Consider the following 17,687-nt stretch of genomic DNA (forward strand, 5'->3'; position numbering starts at 1 on the left):
AAGTTGGTCAAATCCTGAGCAATTTCCGCTATAATTCGCGCCCCTCATTTTCGGCAGGCCCTGCGCGCGCTGTTAACCAATGAAACTTATCGTCAAAGTCTTCCCAGAAATCACCATCAAGAGCCGGCCGGTGCGCAAGCGCTTCATCCGCCAGCTCGGCAAGAACATCCGCAACGTGCTCAAGGACCTTGACCCTGAGCTCGTGGTCGATGGTGTCTGGGACAATCTCGAAGTGGTCACCCGCGTCGAAGACGAAAAAGTCCAGCGCGAGATGATCGAGCGCCTCACCTGCACCCCGGGTATCACCCACTTCCTGCAGGTAGAGGAATACCCGCTCGGCGACTTCGACGACATCGTCGCCAAGTGCAAGCAGCACTTCGGTCATCTGCTGGCCGGCAAGCACTTCGCCGTGCGCTGCAAGCGCGGCGGCCACCACGACTTCACCTCGATGGACGTCGACCGTTATGTCGGCAGCCAGTTGCGTCAGCAGTGCGGCGCAGCCGGCATCGAGCTGAAAAACCCGGAAGTGCTGGTGCGCATCGAAATCCGCGACCAGCGCCTGTACGTGATCCACAACCAGCACCAGGGCATCGGCGGCTACCCGCTGGGCGCCCTGGAGCAGACCCTGGTACTGATGTCCGGCGGCTTCGACTCCACCGTGGCGGCCTACCAGATGATGCGCCGTGGCCTGATGACCCACTTCTGCTTCTTCAACCTCGGCGGCCGTGCCCACGAGTTGGGCGTGATGGAAGTGGCCCACTACCTGTGGAAGAAGTTCGGCAGCAGCCAGCGCGTGCTGTTCATCAGCGTGCCGTTCGAGGAAGTGGTCGGCGAGATCCTCAACAAGGTCGACAACAGCTACATGGGTGTGACCCTGAAGCGCATGATGCTGCGCGGTGCCGCGCACATGGCCGACCGCCTGGAGATCGACGCGCTGGTCACCGGCGAGGCGATTTCCCAGGTGTCCAGCCAGACCCTGCCGAACCTGTCGATCATCGACTCGGCCACCGACAAGCTGGTGCTGCGCCCGCTGCTGGCCAGCCACAAGCAGGACATCATCGACCAGGCCTATGCGATCGGCACTGCCGACTTCGCCAAGCACATGCCAGAATACTGCGGCGTGATCTCGGTAAACCCGACCACCCACGCCAAGCGCCACCGCATGGAGCATGAAGAGAAGCAGTTCGACATGGCCGTGCTGGAGCGCGCTCTGGAACGCGCCCGGCTGATCTCCATCGACCATGTGATCGACGAACTGGGCAAGGACATCGAAATCGAGGAAGTGACCGAGGCGCTGCCCGGCCAGATCGTCATCGACATTCGTCACCCCGATGCCCAGGAAGACGAACCTCTGGTGCTCGACGGTATCGAAGTCCAGGCCATGCCGTTCTATGCCATCAACAGCAAGTTCAAGCAGCTGGATGCCAACCGCCAGTACTTGCTGTATTGCGACAAAGGTGTGATGAGCCGTCTGCACGCACACCACCTGGTCAGTGAGGGACATGCCAATGTGCGTGTTTATCGTCCGACATAAGACGCCAGGGCTGTATGGCGGCAGCATCCGCCATCGCCCTCCCGACCATCGGGCCCGCTGAGCCTCAAACCGTACATATTCGCCGCCTACACTGGCGGCAACCGAATCCTCTGATCGAGATACAGTTGTGATCGAAAATCTGCGTAACATCGCCATCATCGCCCACGTTGACCATGGTAAAACCACCCTGGTCGACAAACTCCTGCGCCAGTCCGGCACCCTGGAGCGTAACGAGCTCAACGACGAGCGCGTGATGGACTCCAACGACCAGGAAAAAGAGCGCGGCATTACCATTCTGGCGAAAAACACTGCCATCAACTGGAACGGCTACCACATCAACATCGTCGACACCCCCGGCCACGCCGACTTCGGTGGCGAGGTTGAGCGTGTAATGTCGATGGTCGACTCCGTGCTGCTGCTGGTCGACGCCCAGGACGGCCCGATGCCGCAAACCCGCTTCGTGACCAAGAAGGCTTTCGAAGCTGGCCTGAAGCCGATCGTCGTGATCAACAAGGTTGACCGCCCGGGCGCGCGTCCTGACTGGGTTCTGGACCAGATCTTCGACCTGTTCGACAACCTCGGTGCCACCGACGACCAGCTGGACTTCCAGGTTGTCTACGCCTCGGCCCTGAACGGCATCGCCGGTCTGGACCACACCGACATGGCCGAAGACATGACCCCGCTGTACCAGTCGATCGTCGACAACGTACCGGCGCCGAACGTTGACGTCGATGGCCCGTTCCAGATGCAGATCTCCGCTCTGGACTACAACAGCTTCCTCGGTGTTATCGGCGTTGGCCGTATCGCCCGTGGTCGCGTCAAGCCGAACACCCCGGTTGTTGCCATCGACACCGAAGGCAAGAAGCGTAACGGCCGTATCCTCAAGCTGATGGGCCACCACGGCCTGCACCGCGTCGACGTTGAAGAAGCCCAGGCTGGCGACATCGTCTGCATCAGCGGTTTCGACGAGCTGTTCATCTCCGACACCCTGTGCGACATGAACAACGTCGAGGCGATGAAGCCACTGACCGTTGACGAGCCGACCGTTTCGATGACCTTCCAGGTCAACGACTCGCCATTCTGCGGCAAGGAAGGCAAGTTCGTCACCAGCCGTAACATCAAGGAACGTCTGGACAAAGAGCTGCTGTACAACGTTGCACTGCGCGTTGAAGAGGGCGACTCGGCTGACAAGTTCAAGGTTTCCGGCCGTGGTGAGCTGCACCTGTCGGTTCTGATCGAAACCATGCGTCGTGAAGGCTTCGAGATGGCTGTAGGCCGCCCTGAAGTGATCATCCGCGAAGTCAACGGCGTGAAGCAGGAGCCGTTCGAGAACGTCACCATCGACATCCCTGAAGAATCCCAGGGCAAGGTCATGGAAGAAATGGGCCTGCGTAAAGGCGACCTGACCAACATGGCGCCGGATGGCAAGGGCCGTGTACGTCTGGAGTACAACGTACCTGCTCGTGGTCTGATCGGTTTCCGTAACCAGTTCCTGACCCTGACCAACGGTGCTGGCATCCTGACCTCGATCTTCGATCGCTACGACACCATGAAAGCCGGCCAGATGTCCGGCCGCCTGAACGGTGTACTGGTTTCGATCGAGACCGGCAAGGCGCTGACCTACTCGCTGGAAACCCTGCAGGCTCGTGGCAAGCTGTTCATCGAGCACGGTCAGGACATCTACAACGGTCAGATCATCGGCCTGAACAGCCGTGACAACGACCTGGGCGTGAACCCGACCAAGGGCAAGAAGCTCGACAACATGCGTGCTTCGGGCAAAGACGAAGTCATCGCCCTGGTACCGCCGGTTCGCCACACCCTGGAACAGGCCCTGGAATTCATCCAGGACGACGAGCTGTGCGAAGTGACTCCGAAGTCGATCCGCCTGCGCAAGAAGATCCTGGACGAAGGCGAGCGTACCCGCGCTGCCAAGAAAGCCAAGGCTTGATTGTCTAGCTTGAGCTGAAACAAAAACGCCCCCGGTCGAAAGGCCGGGGGCGTTTTTGTTTGCCTGCAGATTTTGGGGCCGCCTTGCGGCCCATCGCGACACAAGGCCGCTCCTACAAGGGACCGCGATCTCCTGTAGGAGCGGCCTTGTGTCGCGAAAGGGCTGCAACGCAGCCCCAGAATCTCAAATGCAAAGCAGGATCAGCGCCCGACCACCTTGGGCTTGTACGCACAATACCCCGGCCGCGGCCCGACCTTGGGGTGGTTGCGGCAGGTATCCGGCCGCTTGTCATAAATGGTGCACAGCCGGCTTTTACGATCCAGGTACAGGCAGTCATCATTGCTCATCCGGGTCAGGGTGAAGATCCCCGACTTCTGGTTGAAGCGTTCGATGATGCCGTCCTTCTGCAGGCGCTTGGCGATGTTCTTCGGCGGTTCGTCTTTCTCGAACTCGTCGACCACGCCGATACGGATCAGATCCTTGATCTTCACCTCCACCGGCAGGGTGCAGCAGGTCGAATGGCAGCCATGGCACATGTTGCTGGTATAGCGCTGCCAGGTCTCCAGGCGGTCGACTTCGGCCGCGGCGATCAGGGTCGTTTTCATCGTTATGGGGGTGTATCACGGTCTTGGGGCGCGCGATCATACCGGAATTGTTCAATTTATGAACAACCTTTTGCCGGAATCGCAGAGTGGGCATGAAAACTGCGAACGCTAACTGTCACTCCCTGTCGAAGGGTCTAGGCTCAACAGTCTCCCTCCGCTTTCGTCAACTTGCCCGAGGATGCCGCATGTCCCAGGAACCCAAAGCTCGTGACGCCGAGGTGGCCGAATTTCGCGCCGCTGTACTGGACAAGCTGACCTACGCGGTTGGCAAGGACCCGGAGCACGCCTTCGACCACGACTGGTTCGAAGCCATCGCACTGGCCGCGCGCGATCACATGGTCGATCACTGGATGGACCACACCCGCCAGGCTTATCGCCGCAGCCAGAAGCGGGTCTATTACCTTTCCCTCGAATTCCTCATCGGCCGCTTGCTGTACGACAGCCTGAGCAACCTGGGCCTGCTAGACATTGCCCGCGACGCACTGGATGGGCTGGACGTGGACCTGGAGCGCATCCGCCTGCTCGAGCCCGATGCCGCGCTGGGCAACGGCGGCCTGGGCCGCCTGGCGGCGTGCTTCATGGAGAGCATGTCGACCCTGGGCATCGCTGCTCACGGTTATGGCATCCGCTACGAGCACGGGCTGTTTCGCCAGGCCATGGTCGATGGCTGGCAGCAGGAGCAGACCGAGAACTGGCTGGACTTCGGCAACCCCTGGGAGTTCGAGCGCGCCGAGGTGATCTACCCGATCAGCTTTGGCGGCAGCGTCGAAACGGTGCACGACACCCACGGCCAGCAGCGCCAGGTGTGGTGGCCGGGCGAGACCGTGCGAGCGGTGGCCTATGACACCCCGGTAGTCGGTTGGCGCGGGGCCAGCGTCAATACCCTGCGCCTGTGGCGTGCGCGGGCGCTGGAAGAGCTGCACCTGGAACGCTTCAATGCCGGTGACCACCTGGGTGCGGTAGCCGAGGTGGCGCGGGCCGAAAGCATTTCGCGGGTGCTGTACCCGGCCGATAGCACCGAGGCGGGCCAGGAGCTGCGCCTGCGCCAGGAGTACTTCTTTGTTTCGGCTTCGTTGCAGGACCTGCTGCGCCGCCACCTGAACATGCACGACAACCTGCTCAACCTGCCGGATGCGGCGGCCATCCAGCTCAACGACACCCACCCGTCGATCGCCGTGGCCGAGCTGATGCGCCTGCTGGTCGACCAGCATGAAATCCCCTGGGATACCGCCTGGGAGCTGACCGTCGGCACCCTGGCCTACACCAACCACACCTTGCTGCCCGAAGCCCTGGAAACCTGGCCGGTGGCGCTGATGGAACGCATGCTGCCGCGGCACATGCAGATCATCTACCTGATCAACGCCTACCACATCGACGCGCTGCGGGCGAAAGGCCTGCACGACTTCGATGTGCTGCGGGCCGTGTCGCTGATCGAAGAAGACAACGGCCGCCGAGTGCGCATGGGTAACCTGGCGTTCCTCGGTTCGCACAGCGTCAACGGTGTATCGGCGCTGCACAGCAAGCTGATGAAAAGCACGGTGTTCGCCGAGCTGCACAAGCTCTACCCGCAACGGATCAACAACAAGACCAACGGCATTACCTTCCGCCGCTGGCTGTACCAGTCCAACCCGCAGCTGACCGCCATGCTGGTCGAGGCGTTGGGCCCTGAGTTGCTGGACGATCCGGAAGGGCGCCTGGTCAATCTGGTGCCGTTCGCCGACAAGAGCGGCTTCCGCAAGCAGTTCGCCGCGCAGCGCCTGCACAGCAAGCGTGCCCTGGCCAGCATCATCCAGGACCGCCTGGGCGTTACGGTGAACCCCGAAGCGCTGTTCGATGTGCAGGTCAAGCGCATCCACGAATACAAGCGCCAGTTGCTCAACCTGCTGCACACCGTGGCGCTGTACCAGGCCATGCGCAACGACCCCGGTACCGACTGGGTGCCGCGGGTGAAGATTTTCGCCGGCAAGGCCGCGGCCAGCTATCACCAGGCCAAGCTGATCATCAAGCTGGCCAACGACATCGCCCGGGTGGTGAACAACGACCCCACCGTGCGCGGCCTGCTGAAGGTGGTATTCCTGCCCAACTACAACGTCAGCCTGGCCGAAAGCATCATCCCGGCGGCGGACCTTTCCGAGCAGATTTCCACCGCCGGTTACGAAGCCTCCGGCACCAGCAACATGAAGTTCGGCCTGAACGGCGCGCTGACCATCGGCACCCTGGATGGTGCCAACGTCGAGATGAGCGAGCAGGTGGGTACCGAAAACATGTTCATCTTCGGCCTTACCGCGCAGCAGGTGGAGGCCAGACGGCGCGACGGGGACTTTGGCGCCAGTGCGGCGATTGCCGCGTCCAGCCGCCTGAACGACGTGTTGCAGGCTGTTCGCAGCGGGGTGTTCTCGCCGGACGACCCGTCGCGCTATAGCGCGCTGATAGACGGGCTGGTGGCTCATGACCGCTTCCTGGTGTGTGCCGATTTCGATGCCTACTGGGATGCCCAGCGACGGGTCGAGGAGCTGTGGCACACGCCGCAGGAATGGTGGCGCATGGCGGTGCTGAATACCGCGCGGATGGGCTGGTTCTCCTCGGACCGGACCATTCGGGAATATGCCAGCGAGATCTGGAAGGCGCTGGATTGAGGTAGGCCTGTGCCGGCCTCTTCGCGGGCACGCCCGCTCCCACATGGACTGCACAAGGTTTCCAGGGTTGTGCAACTCCTGTGGGAGCGGGCGTGCCCGCGAATGGGCCCACAACCAGACCACCGGACTGGCGCACGCTGAACTACCGACCTATTGTGCCGTCTGAGAGCCGTGGCGAGTCTCATCACTCGCTAGCCCGCAACTCTCCCTGTAAACTGCGGGGGTTTTTATCCCCCCAATCCTTTCGGAGCCATACATGTCCCGCGTTACCCTGAGTCGCTATCTGATTGAGCAGACCCGCAGCAACAATACCCCTGCCGATCTGCGCTTCCTGATCGAAGTGGTGGCGCGTGCGTGCAAGGAAATCAGCCATCACGTGTCCAAAGGCGCCCTTGGTGGTGTGCTGGGCAGCATGGGCACTGAAAACGTGCAGGGCGAAGTCCAGAAGAAACTGGACGTGATTTCCAACGATATCCTGCTGGAAGCCAACGAGTGGGGCGGCCACCTGGCCGGCATGGCTTCCGAAGAAATGGACAACGCCTACCAGATCCCGGGCAAGTACCCGAAAGGCGCCTACCTGCTGGTCTTCGACCCGCTGGACGGCTCGTCCAACATCGACGTCAACGTTTCGGTCGGCACCATCTTCTCGGTACTGCGTTGCCCTAACGAATACCTGAGCCAGAACGAAACCCTGAACGAAAATGCCTTCCTGCAGCCAGGCACCCAGCAGGTCGCCGCCGGTTACGCCATCTACGGCCCGCAGACCATGCTGATCCTGACCCTGGGCAACGGCGTCAAGGGCTTCACCCTGGACCGCGAACTGGGCAGCTTCGTCCTCACCCACGAAAACATCCGCGTGCCGGAAAGCACCGCAGAGTTCGCCATCAACATGTCCAACCAGCGCCACTGGGAAGCTCCGGTTCAGCGCTACGTGGGCGAACTGCTGGCAGGCGAGACCGGCCCGCTGAAGAAGAACTACAACATGCGCTGGATCGCCTCGATGGTGGCCGACGTACACCGCATCCTGACCCGTGGCGGCCTGTTCATGTACCCACGTGACGCCCGCGAGCCGAGCAAGCCGGGCAAACTGCGCCTGATGTACGAAGCCAACCCGATGTCCTTCATCATCGAACAGGCCGGCGGCGCCTCCACCAACGGTTACGATCGCATCCTCGACATCCAGCCAGAAAGCCTGCACCAGCGTGTGTCGGTAATTCTCGGCTCGAAGGAAGAGGTCGAGCGCGTCACCGCCTACCACAAGGAGTAAGTCATGCTCGCACCTTGGCAGCCGTTGCTGGAGTGGTGGTTCGGTTGGGGCACCAGTCCCCAGGCCGTGGCTGACGAGAAGAGCACGCTGTGGTTCGGCAAGCATCATGATGCCGAGGCCCATGCGCTGTTTGGCGAGCTGGTCGAGCATGCCCTGGCGGGTGGGCTCGACGAGTGGCAGCAAAGCCCGCAGGGCTGGCTGGGCCTGCTGATCCTGCTGGACCAGCTGCCGCGCATGATCTACCGCGACACGCCGCGTGCCTTCGAGGGCGACCGGCGTGCCCAGGTGGTGGCGATGCAGGGTTTGCAGAAAAACTGGGATTACCAGCTGCTGCCGATCCAGCGGGTGTTCGTGCTGCTGGTCCTGGAACATGCCGAAGTGCTGGACTGGCAGAACCTGTGCGTCGACCGATACAAGGACCTGCTGGACGAGCAGCCTGAAGCCAACCGCCGGTTGTTCGAAGGCTTCCTCGACTATGCCGAGCAGCACCAGCGGGTGATTGCCCGGTTCGGTCGCTTCCCGCACCGCAACCTGGTGCTGGAGCGGCCGAGTACCAGCGAAGAGATGGACTTTTTGCTGGAGCCTGGGTCCAGGTTCTGAGGCTTCGTGGCCTGCTGCGCAGGCCGTCGCGACGCAAGGCCGCTCCTTCACGGGGGCGGCCTTTTTGTTTGGGCGGGGTAATTCTTTGTGATTAATCGCACAGTAGTGGCCATCCGACCAATGGCGTAGGGGTAGAGGAGGGAGGTCAGGGAACCTGGGAGGGTTTTTACCGTCGAAGGTCACTGCAGGCCACTCGCCTGTATCCCCTCTCCAGGAGTGTCCTTCATGTCGTTGCGTTCCCTCGCCCTGTTGTCGCTGTGCGTCGTCCTGACTGCCTGCAGCAAGATCAACCAGGAAAACTATTCCAAGATCAAGGCCGGTATGAACAAGGCCGAGGTCGAGCAGCTGCTCGGCACGCCGACCGAGTGCTCTGGTGCGCTGGGGATGAGCAGCTGCACCTGGGGGGACGAGAAGAGCTTCATCAGTGTGCAATACGCGGCTGACAAGGTGCTCATGTATTCAGGGCAGGGTCTCAAATGAGGCATCTGTATCTGCTGATGGGGGTATGCCTGGCGTTGCTGCTGGGCGGTTGTGCCGGCTCCGTGCATGACCCGCTGGCGCCGAAAACCGCGGGCAACATCGACCTCAAGCGCTACCAGGGCAAATGGTACGAGCTGGCGCGCCTGCCGATGCGCTACCAGACCGGCTGCGAGCAGTCCGAAGCGCACTACAACCTCCGGCTCGATGGTAGCCTCGGCGTGCTCAACCGCTGCCGCACCATGGGTGACGAATGGCTGCGCGCCGAAGGGCATGCGAACATCCAGGAGCCAGGGCACACCGACAAGTTGTGGGTCGAGTTCGACAATTGGTTCACCAAGCTGGTGCCAGGGGTGGCGAGGGGCGAGTACTGGATTCTGTATGTGGATGATCGCTACCGCACGGCGGTGGTCGGCAGCCCGGACCGCAAGCACTTGTGGATCCTGTCGCGTACGCCGACGCTACCGGCCTGGGAGCGCGAGAACCTGATGTCCAAGGCCCGGCAGCAGGGGTATGACACCAATCGGCTGATCTGGCGTGCGTCGGACCAGCAGATCGTCAAGAGGCACTGAATTTCTGGGGGCTGCTTTGCAGCCCATCGCGACACAAGGCCGCTCCTACAGGGGAGCGCACATTCCTGTAGGAGCGGCCTTGTGTCGCGATGGGCCGCAAAGCGGCCCCAATAAACTCACCCCAAAAGCTGTCGCAACACCTCGGCAAACGCCAGCGCGCTTTGCTCTTCCTGCGCATGCCGCCCCTGGCGCACCACCCACTGCCCATTCACCATCACATCCCGCACCTGGCGATCGCCCCCGGCAAACAGCCAGCGGTTGAGAATCGCATCCCCATCGGCCATGGCGATGTAAGGGTCCTGCCCATCGAGCACCAGCCAGTCGGCGCGCTTGCCCACGGCCAGTTCCCCGACCGCCTGCCCCAGTGCCTGCGCGCCGCCCGCCAGCGCAGCGTCATACAGCGTGCGCCCGACCATCGGCTGGTCGCCGCGATACAGGCGGTTACGCCGCTGGTCGCGCAGCCGCTGGCCGTATTCCAACCAGCGCAGTTCCTCCACCACGCTCAGCGACACATGGCTGTCCGAACCAATGCCCATGCGCCCACCCTGTGCCAGATAGTCCACTGCCGGGAAAATCCCGTCGCCCAGGTTGGCCTCGGTGGTCAGGCACAGCCCGGCTACCGCGCCACTGCGGGCCATGGCGGTGACTTCATCCGGCTCGGCATGGGTGGCATGTACCAGGCACCAGCGTGGGTCCACGTCCACGTGCTCGTACAGCCACTGCAGCGGGCGCAGGCCGCTCCAGGCCAGGCAGTCGTCGACTTCCTTCTGCTGCTCGGCGATATGGATATGCACCGGGCACTGCTTGTCGCTGGCTGCCAGCACTTCGGCGATCTGCCCGGGCGTCACGGCGCGCAGCGAATGGAAGCACAAACCCAGTTGCTGCGCGGGTTGCGCGGCCAGCAGCGGGGCCAGCTGCGCTTGCAGTTGCAGGTATTGTTCGGTGGAGTTGATGAAGCGCCGTTGCCCGTCATTCGGGGCTTGGCCGCCGAAGCCTGCGTGGCTGTACAGCACCGGCAGCAAGGTCAGGCCAATGCCGCTGTCGGCTGCAGCCGCGCTGATGCGGCGGGACAGTTCGGCCGGGTCGGCGTAGGCCTTGCCGGCCTGGTCATGGTGCACGTAGTGGAACTCGGCGACCGAGGTGTAGCCGGCCTTGAGCATCTCGATGTACAGCTGACGGGCGATGACCTGCAGCTGCTCCGGGCTGATCTGGCCGACCAGGCGATACATCAGGTCGCGCCAGGTCCAGAAACTGTCGTTGGGGTTGCCGGCGACTTCCGCCAGCCCTGCCATGGCGCGCTGGAAGGCATGCGAGTGCAGGTTGGGCATGCCGGGCAGCAGCGGGCCGGCCAGCCGCTCGGCGCCTTCCGCCGAGGCACCCGGTTCGATGCGGGCCACATGGCCATCACTGGTGACCTCGATGCGGACATGGCTGGCCCAGCCCGTGGGCAGCAGGGCGCGTTCGGCGAAGTAGGCGGACATCGGTGAAAATCCTGTTATTGTTAACTTGTATATACATATACAGGCGTTTGCCTGCCGGGTAAACTGCGGCAAGCTACCGCTCATTCCATTTGCACAAGGATCCAACGCCGTGCCGACACCACCTGTCTCCGCGCTGGTTGCCCAGATGGGCGAGGGCCCGGCTCCGCTGTACGCCCGGGTCAAACAGATGATCATCCAGCAGATCGACAACGGCAGCTGGCCACCGCATCACCGGGTGCCCTCGGAGAGCGAACTGGTCAGCGAGCTGGGCTTCAGCCGCATGACCATCAACCGCGCCCTGCGCGAACTTACCGCCGAAGGCCTGCTGGTGCGCATGCAAGGGGTCGGTACCTTCGTGGCCGAGCCCAAGGGGCGTTCGGCGCTGTTCGAGGTCAACAACATCGCCGACGAGATTGCCGCGCGTGGCCACCAGCATAGCTGCCAGGTGATCACCCTCACCGAGGAAACGGCCGGTTCCGAGCGGGCCCTGGCCCTGGACATGCGCGAAGGCCAACGGGTGTTCCACTCGCTGATCGTGCATTTCGAGAACGGCGTGCCGGTGCAGATCGAGGATCGCTACGTCAATGCGGCGATTGCCCCCGACTACCTCAAGCAGGACTTCACCCGGCAGACGCCTTACGCCTACCTGTCGCAGGTGGCGCCGCTGACCGAGGGTGAGCACGTGGTCGAGGCAATCCTGGCCGAGCCGGAAGAATGCCGCCTGTTGCAGATCGAGCGGGGCGAGCCCTGCCTGCTGATCCGCCGCCGCACCTGGTCCGGCCGCCAGCCGGTGACCGCCGCGCGGCTGATCCACCCCGGTTCCCGTCATCGCCTGGAAGGACGTTTCAGTAAATGAGTCAGCTGCAGTTGTTGCGTGCGCAGGGTTACCCGCGCATGCCGTGGAAGAACGGTGGTGGTTTCACCGAAGAGATCACCCGCGACAGTGGCGAAGGCCTGGACGGCTTTGGCTGGCGCTTGTCGATTGCCGATATCGAGGAGTCCGGCGGGTTTTCCACCTTCGCCGGCTACCAGCGGATCATCACCGTGCTGCAGGGTGACGGCATGCGCCTGCTGGTCGACGGCCAGGCCAGCAGGCCGTTGCTGCCGTTCGATGCCTTCGCCTTCAGCGGCGAGAGTCAGGTCAGCTGCAAGCTGCTGGGCGGGGCGATCCGCGATTTCAACCTGATCTACGCACCGCAGCGCTACCGGGCGCGGTTGCAGTGGTTCGATGGCACCAGCCGCTTGTACAGCTCGGCGTCGACGGTGTTGCTGTTCGCTGCCAGCAGCCAGGTCGAGGTGGGTATTGCCGGGCGCGAGACGCAGCGGTTGGGGTTGTATGACTGCCTGCGGCTGGAGGGCAATGACCAGTTGTTGGGGTTGGATGTGCAGGGGCGGTTCTGCCTGATCGAACTCGTTTCACGTTGAGATAGCCGGGGGGGCTGCTGCGCAGCCCTTTCGCGACGCAAGGCCGCTCCTACACGCACCGTGCATGCTTTGGCTGGCGCGGTCCCCTGTAGGAGCGGCCTTGTGTCGCGAAAGGGCCGCGCAGCGGCCCCGGGTTTTTTTGGCCGCTCAGCGGAAAAGTCCGATTATTTTGGTTGTCCATGCTTGTACATACAAGTAAAGGTGTGTTTGTATATCTACCACGACATACCCGCCCGCGGACGACCGCAGAGGACCTTTCCCGTGACCGACAACAACAAATACCGTGACGTTGAAATCCGTGCCCCACGTGGCAACAAGCTGACTGCCAAAAGCTGGCTGACCGAAGCGCCACTGCGCATGCTGATGAACAACCTCGATCCACAGGTCGCGGAAAACCCGAAAGAACTGGTGGTGTACGGCGGTATCGGCCGCGCTGCCCGTAACTGGGCGTGCTACGACAAGATCGTCGAGACCCTGACCCGCCTGGAAGACGACGAAACCCTGCTGGTGCAGTCGGGCAAGCCGGTCGGCGTGTTCAAGACCCACAGCAACGCCCCGCGCGTACTGATCGCCAACTCCAACCTGGTGCCGCACTGGGCCAACTGGGAACACTTCAACGAACTGGACGCCAAAGGCCTGGCAATGTACGGCCAGATGACCGCCGGCAGCTGGATCTACATCGGTAGCCAGGGCATCGTCCAGGGCACCTACGAAACCTTCGTCGAAGCCGGTCGCCAGCATTACGGCGGCAGCCTGAAAGGCAAGTGGGTACTGACCGCCGGCCTGGGCGGCATGGGCGGCGCCCAGCCACTGGCCGCCACCCTGGCCGGTGCCTGCTCGCTGAACATCGAATGCCAGCAGAGCCGCATCGACTTCCGTCTGGAAACCCGCTACGTCGACGAGCAGGCCACTGACCTCGACGACGCCCTGGCACGCATTGCCAAGTACACCGCCGAAGGCAAGGCCATCTCCATCGCCCTGCACGGCAACGCTGCCGAAATCCTGCCAGAGCTGGTCAAGCGTGGCGTGCGCCCGGACATGGTCACCGACCAGACCAGCGCCCACGACCCGCTGAACGGTTACCTGCCAGCCGGCTGGACCTGGGAACAGTACCGCGACCGCGCGCAGACCGAGCCGGCTGCAGTGGTCAAGGCCGCCAAGCAATCGATGGCCGTGCACGTGCAAGCCATGCTCGACTTCCAGAAGCAGGGTGTTCCGACTTTCGACTATGGCAACAACATCCGCCAGATGGCCAAGGAAGAAGGCGTGGCCAATGCCTTCGACTTCCCGGGCTTCGTGCCGGCCTACATCCGCCCGCTGTTCTGCCGTGGCATCGGCCCGTTCCGCTGGGCGGCGCTGTCCGGTGATGCCGAAGACATCTACAAGACCGACGCCAAGGTCAAGGAACTGATCCCCGACGACGCCCACCTGCACCGCTGGCTGGACATGGCTCGCGAGCGCATCAGCTTCCAGGGCCTGCCGGCACGTATCTGCTGGGTTGGCCTGGGCCTGCGCGCCAAGCTGGGCCTGGCGTTCAACGAAATGGTACGCAGCGGCGAGCTGTCGGCACCGATCGTGATCGGCCGTGACCACCTGGACTCCGGTTCGGTGTCCAGCCCCAACCGTGAAACCGAAGCCATGCGCGACGGTTCCGACGCTGTCTCCGACTGGCCGCTGCTCAACGCCCTGCTGAACACCGCCGGCGGTGCTACCTGGGTTTCGCTGCACCACGGTGGTGGCGTGGGCATGGGCTTCTCCCAGCACTCTGGCATGGTCATCGTCTGCGACGGTACCGATGAAGCCGCCGAGCGTATCGCTCGCGTGCTGACCAACGACCCAGGGACCGGTGTGATGCGTCATGCCGATGCCGGTTACGACATCGCCATCGAGTGCGCCAAGGAGCAGGGCCTGGACCTGCCGATGATCACTGGCTGATCGCCACGCTTTGGATCGCACCCCACAAGGGGTGATACTGAACAACAAGAAGGAGCACGCAGGCACTCACAAACGGGCCTGCGGCTCCACGCGATTGGAGTAGTGAAGTGACCGAATTGACCCTCAAGCCCGGCACCCTGACCCTGGCCCAGCTGCGCGCCATCCATGCCGCGCCCGTGCGCCTGCAACTGGACGCCAGCGCCGCGCCGGCCATCGACGCCAGCGTTGCCTGCGTCGAGCAGATCATTGCCGAAGACCGCACCGCCTACGGCATCAACACCGGTTTCGGCCTGCTGGCCTCGACCCGCATCGCCAGCCACGACCTGGAAAACCTGCAGCGCTCGCTGGTGCTGTCCCACGCCGCTGGTGTCGGCGCGCCGCTGGATGACGACCTGGTGCGGCTGATCATGGTGCTGAAGATCAACAGCCTCAGCCGTGGCTTCTCCGGCATCCGTCGCAAAGTCATCGACGCGCTGATCGCCCTGGTCAACGCCGAAGTCTACCCGCACATCCCGCTGAAGGGTTCGGTGGGCGCTTCCGGCGACCTCGCCCCGCTGGCGCACATGTCGCTGGTGCTGCTGGGTGAAGGCAAGGCCCGCTACAAGGGCCAGTGGCTGCCAGCCACCGAAGCCCTGGCCGTGGCCGGCCTCGAGCCGCTGACCCTGGCCGCCAAGGAGGGCCTGGCCCTGCTCAACGGCACCCAGGCGTCCACCGCCTATGCCCTGCGTGGCCTGTTCCAGGGCGAAGACCTGTACGCCGCTGCCATCGCTTGCGGCGGCCTGAGCGTCGAAGCCGCACTGGGCTCGCGCTCGCCGTTCGATGCGCGCATCCACGAAGTGCGTGGCCAGCGCGGCCAGATCGACACCGCTGCCTGCTTCCGTGACCTGCTGGGCGACTCCAGCGAAGTGTCGCTGTCGCACAAGAACTGCGACAAGGTCCAAGACCCGTACTCGCTGCGCTGCCAGCCGCAGGTCATGGGCGCCTGCCTGACCCAGCTGCGCCAGGCCGCCGAGGTGCTGGGCATCGAAGCCAACGCCGTGTCGGACAACCCGCTGGTGTTCGCTGCCGAAGGTGACGTGATTTCCGGCGGTAACTTCCACGCCGAGCCGGTGGCCATGGCCGCCGACAACATTGCCCTGGCCATTGCCGAAATCGGTTCGCTCAGCGAGCGCCGTATCTCGCTGATGATGGACAAGCACATGTCCCAGCTGCCGCCGTTCCTGGTGGAAAACGGCGGGGTCAACTCGGGCTTCATGATCGCCCAGGTCACCGCTGCTGCCCTGGCCAGCGAGAACAAGGCCCTGTCGCACCCGCACAGCGTCGACAGCCTGCCGACCTCGGCCAACCAGGAAGACCACGTGTCGATGGCCCCGGCTGCCGGCAAGCGCCTGTGGGAAATGGCCGAAAACACCCGTGGCGTGCTGGCCATCGAATGGCTGGGCGCCTGCCAGGGCCTGGACCTGCGCAAGGGCCTGAAGACCTCGGCCAAGCTGGAGCAGGCGCGCCAGGCGCTGCGCAGCGAAGTGCCGCACTACGACCGTGACCGTTTCTTCGCGCCCGACATCGAAAAGGCCGTGGAACTGTTGGCCAAGGGTCGCCTGACCGGCCTGCTGCCGGCTGGTGTGCTGCCAAGCCTGTAATGCCCCCAGGGGCCGCTGTGCGGCCCATTCGCAGCACAAGGCTGTTCCTACAAAGGCGACGCGCTCCCTTGTAGGAGCAGCCTTGTGCTGCGAAAGGGCTGCAAGGCAGCCCCCTTCGATCTCACGACCACAAAAACAATTTAAGGACGTGACATGCAACAAGCTCAAGGTCTAAAGCGCGGGCTAAGTGCCCGCCACATCCGTTTCATGGCCCTCGGTTCCGCCATCGGCACTGGCCTGTTCTACGGCTCCGCCTCGGCCATCCAGATGGCCGGCCCGGCCGTGCTGCTGGCCTACCTGATCGGCGGCGCCGCCGTGTTCATGGTCATGCGCGCCCTCGGCGAAATGGCTGTGCACAACCCGGTCGCCGGCTCGTTCGGCCACTACGCCAGCACCTACCTCGGCCCCATGGCCGGCTTCATCCTCGGCTGGACCTACGCCTTCGAGATGGTCATCGTCGCCATCGCCGACGTCACCGCCTTCGGTATCTACATGGGCTTCTGGTTCCCGGAAGTGGCCCGCTGGATCTGGGTGCTGGGCATCGTCTTCCTGATCGGCGGCCTCAACCTGTGCAACGTCAAGGTCTTTGGCGAAATGGAGTTCTGGCTGTCGCTGCTCAAGGTCGGCGCCATCGTGGCGATGATCCTGGCCGGCCTCGGCATCATGGCCTTCGGCTTCAGCCAGGTAGGCACCGGGCAGGCCGTGGGTGTCAGCAACCTGTTCGACCACGGCGGCTTCATGCCCAATGGCGTGGGTGGCCTGATCGCCTCCTTTGCCGTGGTTATGTTCGCGTTCGGCGGCATCGAGATCATCGGTGTCACCGCCGGTGAGGCCAAGGACCCGCAGCGGGTCATCCCCAAGGCTATCAACGCCGTGCCGTTGCGCATCCTGCTGTTCTACGTGCTCACCCTGTTCGTGCTGATGTGCCTGTTCCCATGGCCGCAGATCGGCAGCCAGGGCAGCCCGTTCGTGCAGATCTTCAGTAACCTGGGCATCGGCTCTGCCGCCGCGGTGCTGAACATCGTGGTGATTTCTGCCGCGATCTCGGCCATCAACAGCGACATCTTCGGCGCCGGCCGCATGATGTACGGCCTGGCCCAGCAAGGCCACGCGCCGCGCGGCTTCAGCAAGCTGTCGAAGCACGGCGTGCCGTGGATGACCGTGGTGGTGATGGGGGCTGCGCTGCTGATCGGCGTGCTGCTCAACTACCTGATCCCGGAGAACGTGTTCCTGCTGATCGCCTCGATCGCTACCTTCGCCACCGTGTGGGTGTGGCTGATGATCCTGCTCACCCAAGTGGCCATGCGCCGCAGCATGAGCCGTGAACAAGTGGCCCAGCTACAGTTCCCGGTACCGTTCTGGCCTTACGGCCCGGCCATGGCCATTGCGTTCATGGTGTTCATCTTTGGCGTGCTCGGTTACTTCCCGGATACCCAGGCGGCACTGCTCGTCGGCGTGGTCTGGGTGGTGTTCCTGGTGGCGTCCTACCTGCTGTGGTGCAAGCCGCGCGCAGGGCAGGGCAAGCCAGTAGCGGAACCGGCCGAGCTGCACCGCTAAGTACAGGAGT

General features: G+C 63.3%; 14 protein-coding genes. 12 read left to right on the top strand and 2 right to left on the bottom strand.

The features are described from left to right. The first annotated feature begins 79 nt into the window (after positions 1–79). Together thiI and typA are read left to right on the top strand one after the other, a co-directional pair. Positions 80–1,534 (top strand): tRNA uracil 4-sulfurtransferase ThiI, encoded by a 1,455-nt coding sequence (gene thiI / locus CAG00_RS03145; RefSeq protein WP_085663482.1) that lies wholly within the window; start codon positions 80–82, stop codon positions 1,532–1,534. Positions 1,535–1,661: 127 nt separating this feature from the next. After that, a complete protein-coding gene (gene typA / locus CAG00_RS03150) occupies positions 1,662–3,482 on the top strand; it encodes a translational GTPase TypA (protein WP_025340934.1) in 1,821 nt (606 codons plus the stop codon). Positions 3,483–3,682: 200 nt separating this feature from the next. On the opposite strand, the gene CAG00_RS03155 is transcribed toward typA, so the two are convergent. Then, a complete protein-coding gene (locus tag CAG00_RS03155) occupies positions 3,683–4,087 on the bottom strand; it encodes a YkgJ family cysteine cluster protein (RefSeq protein WP_003259873.1) in 405 nt (134 codons plus the stop codon). Positions 4,088–4,272: 185 nt separating this feature from the next. Here CAG00_RS03155 and CAG00_RS03160 point away from each other — a divergent pair, with 185 nt between their 5' ends. The 5 genes from CAG00_RS03160 (at position 4,273) to CAG00_RS03180 (ending at position 9,639) form a co-directional block, all read left to right on the top strand. Further along, a complete protein-coding gene (locus CAG00_RS03160; protein WP_085663483.1) occupies positions 4,273–6,723 on the top strand; it encodes a glycogen/starch/alpha-glucan phosphorylase in 2,451 nt (816 codons plus the stop codon). Between the two features lie 256 nt (positions 6,724–6,979). Further along, on the top strand, positions 6,980–7,990 hold the full coding sequence (locus tag CAG00_RS03165; RefSeq protein WP_025340932.1) for a class 1 fructose-bisphosphatase: 1,011 nt from the start codon (positions 6,980–6,982) through the stop codon (positions 7,988–7,990). Between the two features lie 3 nt (positions 7,991–7,993). Then, positions 7,994–8,590 (top strand): DUF924 family protein, encoded by a 597-nt coding sequence (locus CAG00_RS03170; protein ID WP_085663484.1) that lies wholly within the window; start codon positions 7,994–7,996, stop codon positions 8,588–8,590. Between the two features lie 225 nt (positions 8,591–8,815). After that, the gene (gene bamE / locus CAG00_RS03175; protein ID WP_003249234.1) at positions 8,816–9,070 is read left to right on the top strand and encodes an outer membrane protein assembly factor BamE; all 255 of its coding nucleotides are present in this window, start codon (positions 8,816–8,818) and stop codon (positions 9,068–9,070) included. Then, on the top strand, positions 9,067–9,639 hold the full coding sequence (locus tag CAG00_RS03180; protein WP_025340931.1) for a lipocalin family protein: 573 nt from the start codon (positions 9,067–9,069) through the stop codon (positions 9,637–9,639). The genes bamE and CAG00_RS03180 overlap by 4 nt, the downstream gene beginning before the upstream one ends. Before the next feature lie 116 nt (positions 9,640–9,755). Here the strand turns inward: CAG00_RS03180 and CAG00_RS03185 are convergent, their stop codons facing one another. Then, complete coding sequence (locus CAG00_RS03185) at positions 9,756–11,120, bottom strand: formimidoylglutamate deiminase (protein ID WP_085614632.1); 1,365 nt, start codon at positions 11,118–11,120, stop codon at positions 9,756–9,758. A 145-nt stretch (positions 11,121–11,265) separates the two neighbouring features. Between CAG00_RS03185 and hutC the strand changes: the two genes are divergently transcribed. The 5 genes from hutC to CAG00_RS03210 all read left to right on the top strand — a co-directional run bounded on the left by hutC (position 11,266) and on the right by CAG00_RS03210 (position 17,677). Then, positions 11,266–11,976, top strand: a complete 711-nt coding sequence (gene hutC / locus CAG00_RS03190; RefSeq protein WP_013974563.1) for a histidine utilization repressor — start codon at positions 11,266–11,268, stop codon at positions 11,974–11,976. Next, on the top strand, positions 11,973–12,545 hold the full coding sequence (locus tag CAG00_RS03195) for a HutD family protein (protein ID WP_013974562.1): 573 nt from the start codon (positions 11,973–11,975) through the stop codon (positions 12,543–12,545). Before hutC ends, CAG00_RS03195 begins: the two co-directional genes overlap by 4 nt. Before the next feature lie 261 nt (positions 12,546–12,806). Continuing rightward, positions 12,807–14,480, top strand: a complete 1,674-nt coding sequence (gene hutU / locus CAG00_RS03200; RefSeq protein WP_013974561.1) for a urocanate hydratase — start codon at positions 12,807–12,809, stop codon at positions 14,478–14,480. 107 nt (positions 14,481–14,587) lie between these two features. Then, positions 14,588–16,120 (top strand): histidine ammonia-lyase, encoded by a 1,533-nt coding sequence (gene hutH, locus CAG00_RS03205; RefSeq protein ID WP_003259868.1) that lies wholly within the window; start codon positions 14,588–14,590, stop codon positions 16,118–16,120. Between the two features lie 153 nt (positions 16,121–16,273). Further along, positions 16,274–17,677 (top strand): amino acid permease, encoded by a 1,404-nt coding sequence (locus tag CAG00_RS03210; RefSeq protein ID WP_023663049.1) that lies wholly within the window; start codon positions 16,274–16,276, stop codon positions 17,675–17,677. The last annotated feature ends 10 nt before the right edge of the window (positions 17,678–17,687 follow it).

It is taken from the genome of Pseudomonas sp. B5(2017) (assembly GCF_002112825.1).
Lineage (GTDB): Bacteria > Pseudomonadota > Gammaproteobacteria > Pseudomonadales > Pseudomonadaceae > Aquipseudomonas > Aquipseudomonas putida_Z.

Excerpts from the sequence above, each read along its gene's own strand:
- CAG00_RS03155 (WP_003259873.1), bottom strand. The coding sequence starts at position 4,087 with ATGAAAACGACCCTGATCGCCGCGGCCGAAGTCGACCGCCTGGAGACC.
- CAG00_RS03165 (WP_025340932.1), top strand. The coding sequence starts at position 6,980 with ATGTCCCGCGTTACCCTGAGTCGCTATCTGATTGAGCAGACCCGCAGC.
- CAG00_RS03210 (WP_023663049.1), top strand. The coding sequence starts at position 16,274 with ATGCAACAAGCTCAAGGTCTAAAGCGCGGGCTAAGTGCCCGCCACATC.
- CAG00_RS03170 (WP_085663484.1), top strand. The coding sequence starts at position 7,994 with ATGCTCGCACCTTGGCAGCCGTTGCTGGAGTGGTGGTTCGGTTGGGGC.
- CAG00_RS03195 (WP_013974562.1), top strand. The coding sequence starts at position 11,973 with ATGAGTCAGCTGCAGTTGTTGCGTGCGCAGGGTTACCCGCGCATGCCG.
- thiI (WP_085663482.1), top strand. The coding sequence starts at position 80 with ATGAAACTTATCGTCAAAGTCTTCCCAGAAATCACCATCAAGAGCCGG.
- CAG00_RS03180 (WP_025340931.1), top strand. The coding sequence starts at position 9,067 with ATGAGGCATCTGTATCTGCTGATGGGGGTATGCCTGGCGTTGCTGCTG.
- hutC (WP_013974563.1), top strand. The coding sequence starts at position 11,266 with ATGGGCGAGGGCCCGGCTCCGCTGTACGCCCGGGTCAAACAGATGATC.
- CAG00_RS03185 (WP_085614632.1), bottom strand. The coding sequence starts at position 11,120 with ATGTCCGCCTACTTCGCCGAACGCGCCCTGCTGCCCACGGGCTGGGCC.
- CAG00_RS03160 (WP_085663483.1), top strand. The coding sequence starts at position 4,273 with ATGTCCCAGGAACCCAAAGCTCGTGACGCCGAGGTGGCCGAATTTCGC.
- bamE (WP_003249234.1), top strand. The coding sequence starts at position 8,816 with ATGTCGTTGCGTTCCCTCGCCCTGTTGTCGCTGTGCGTCGTCCTGACT.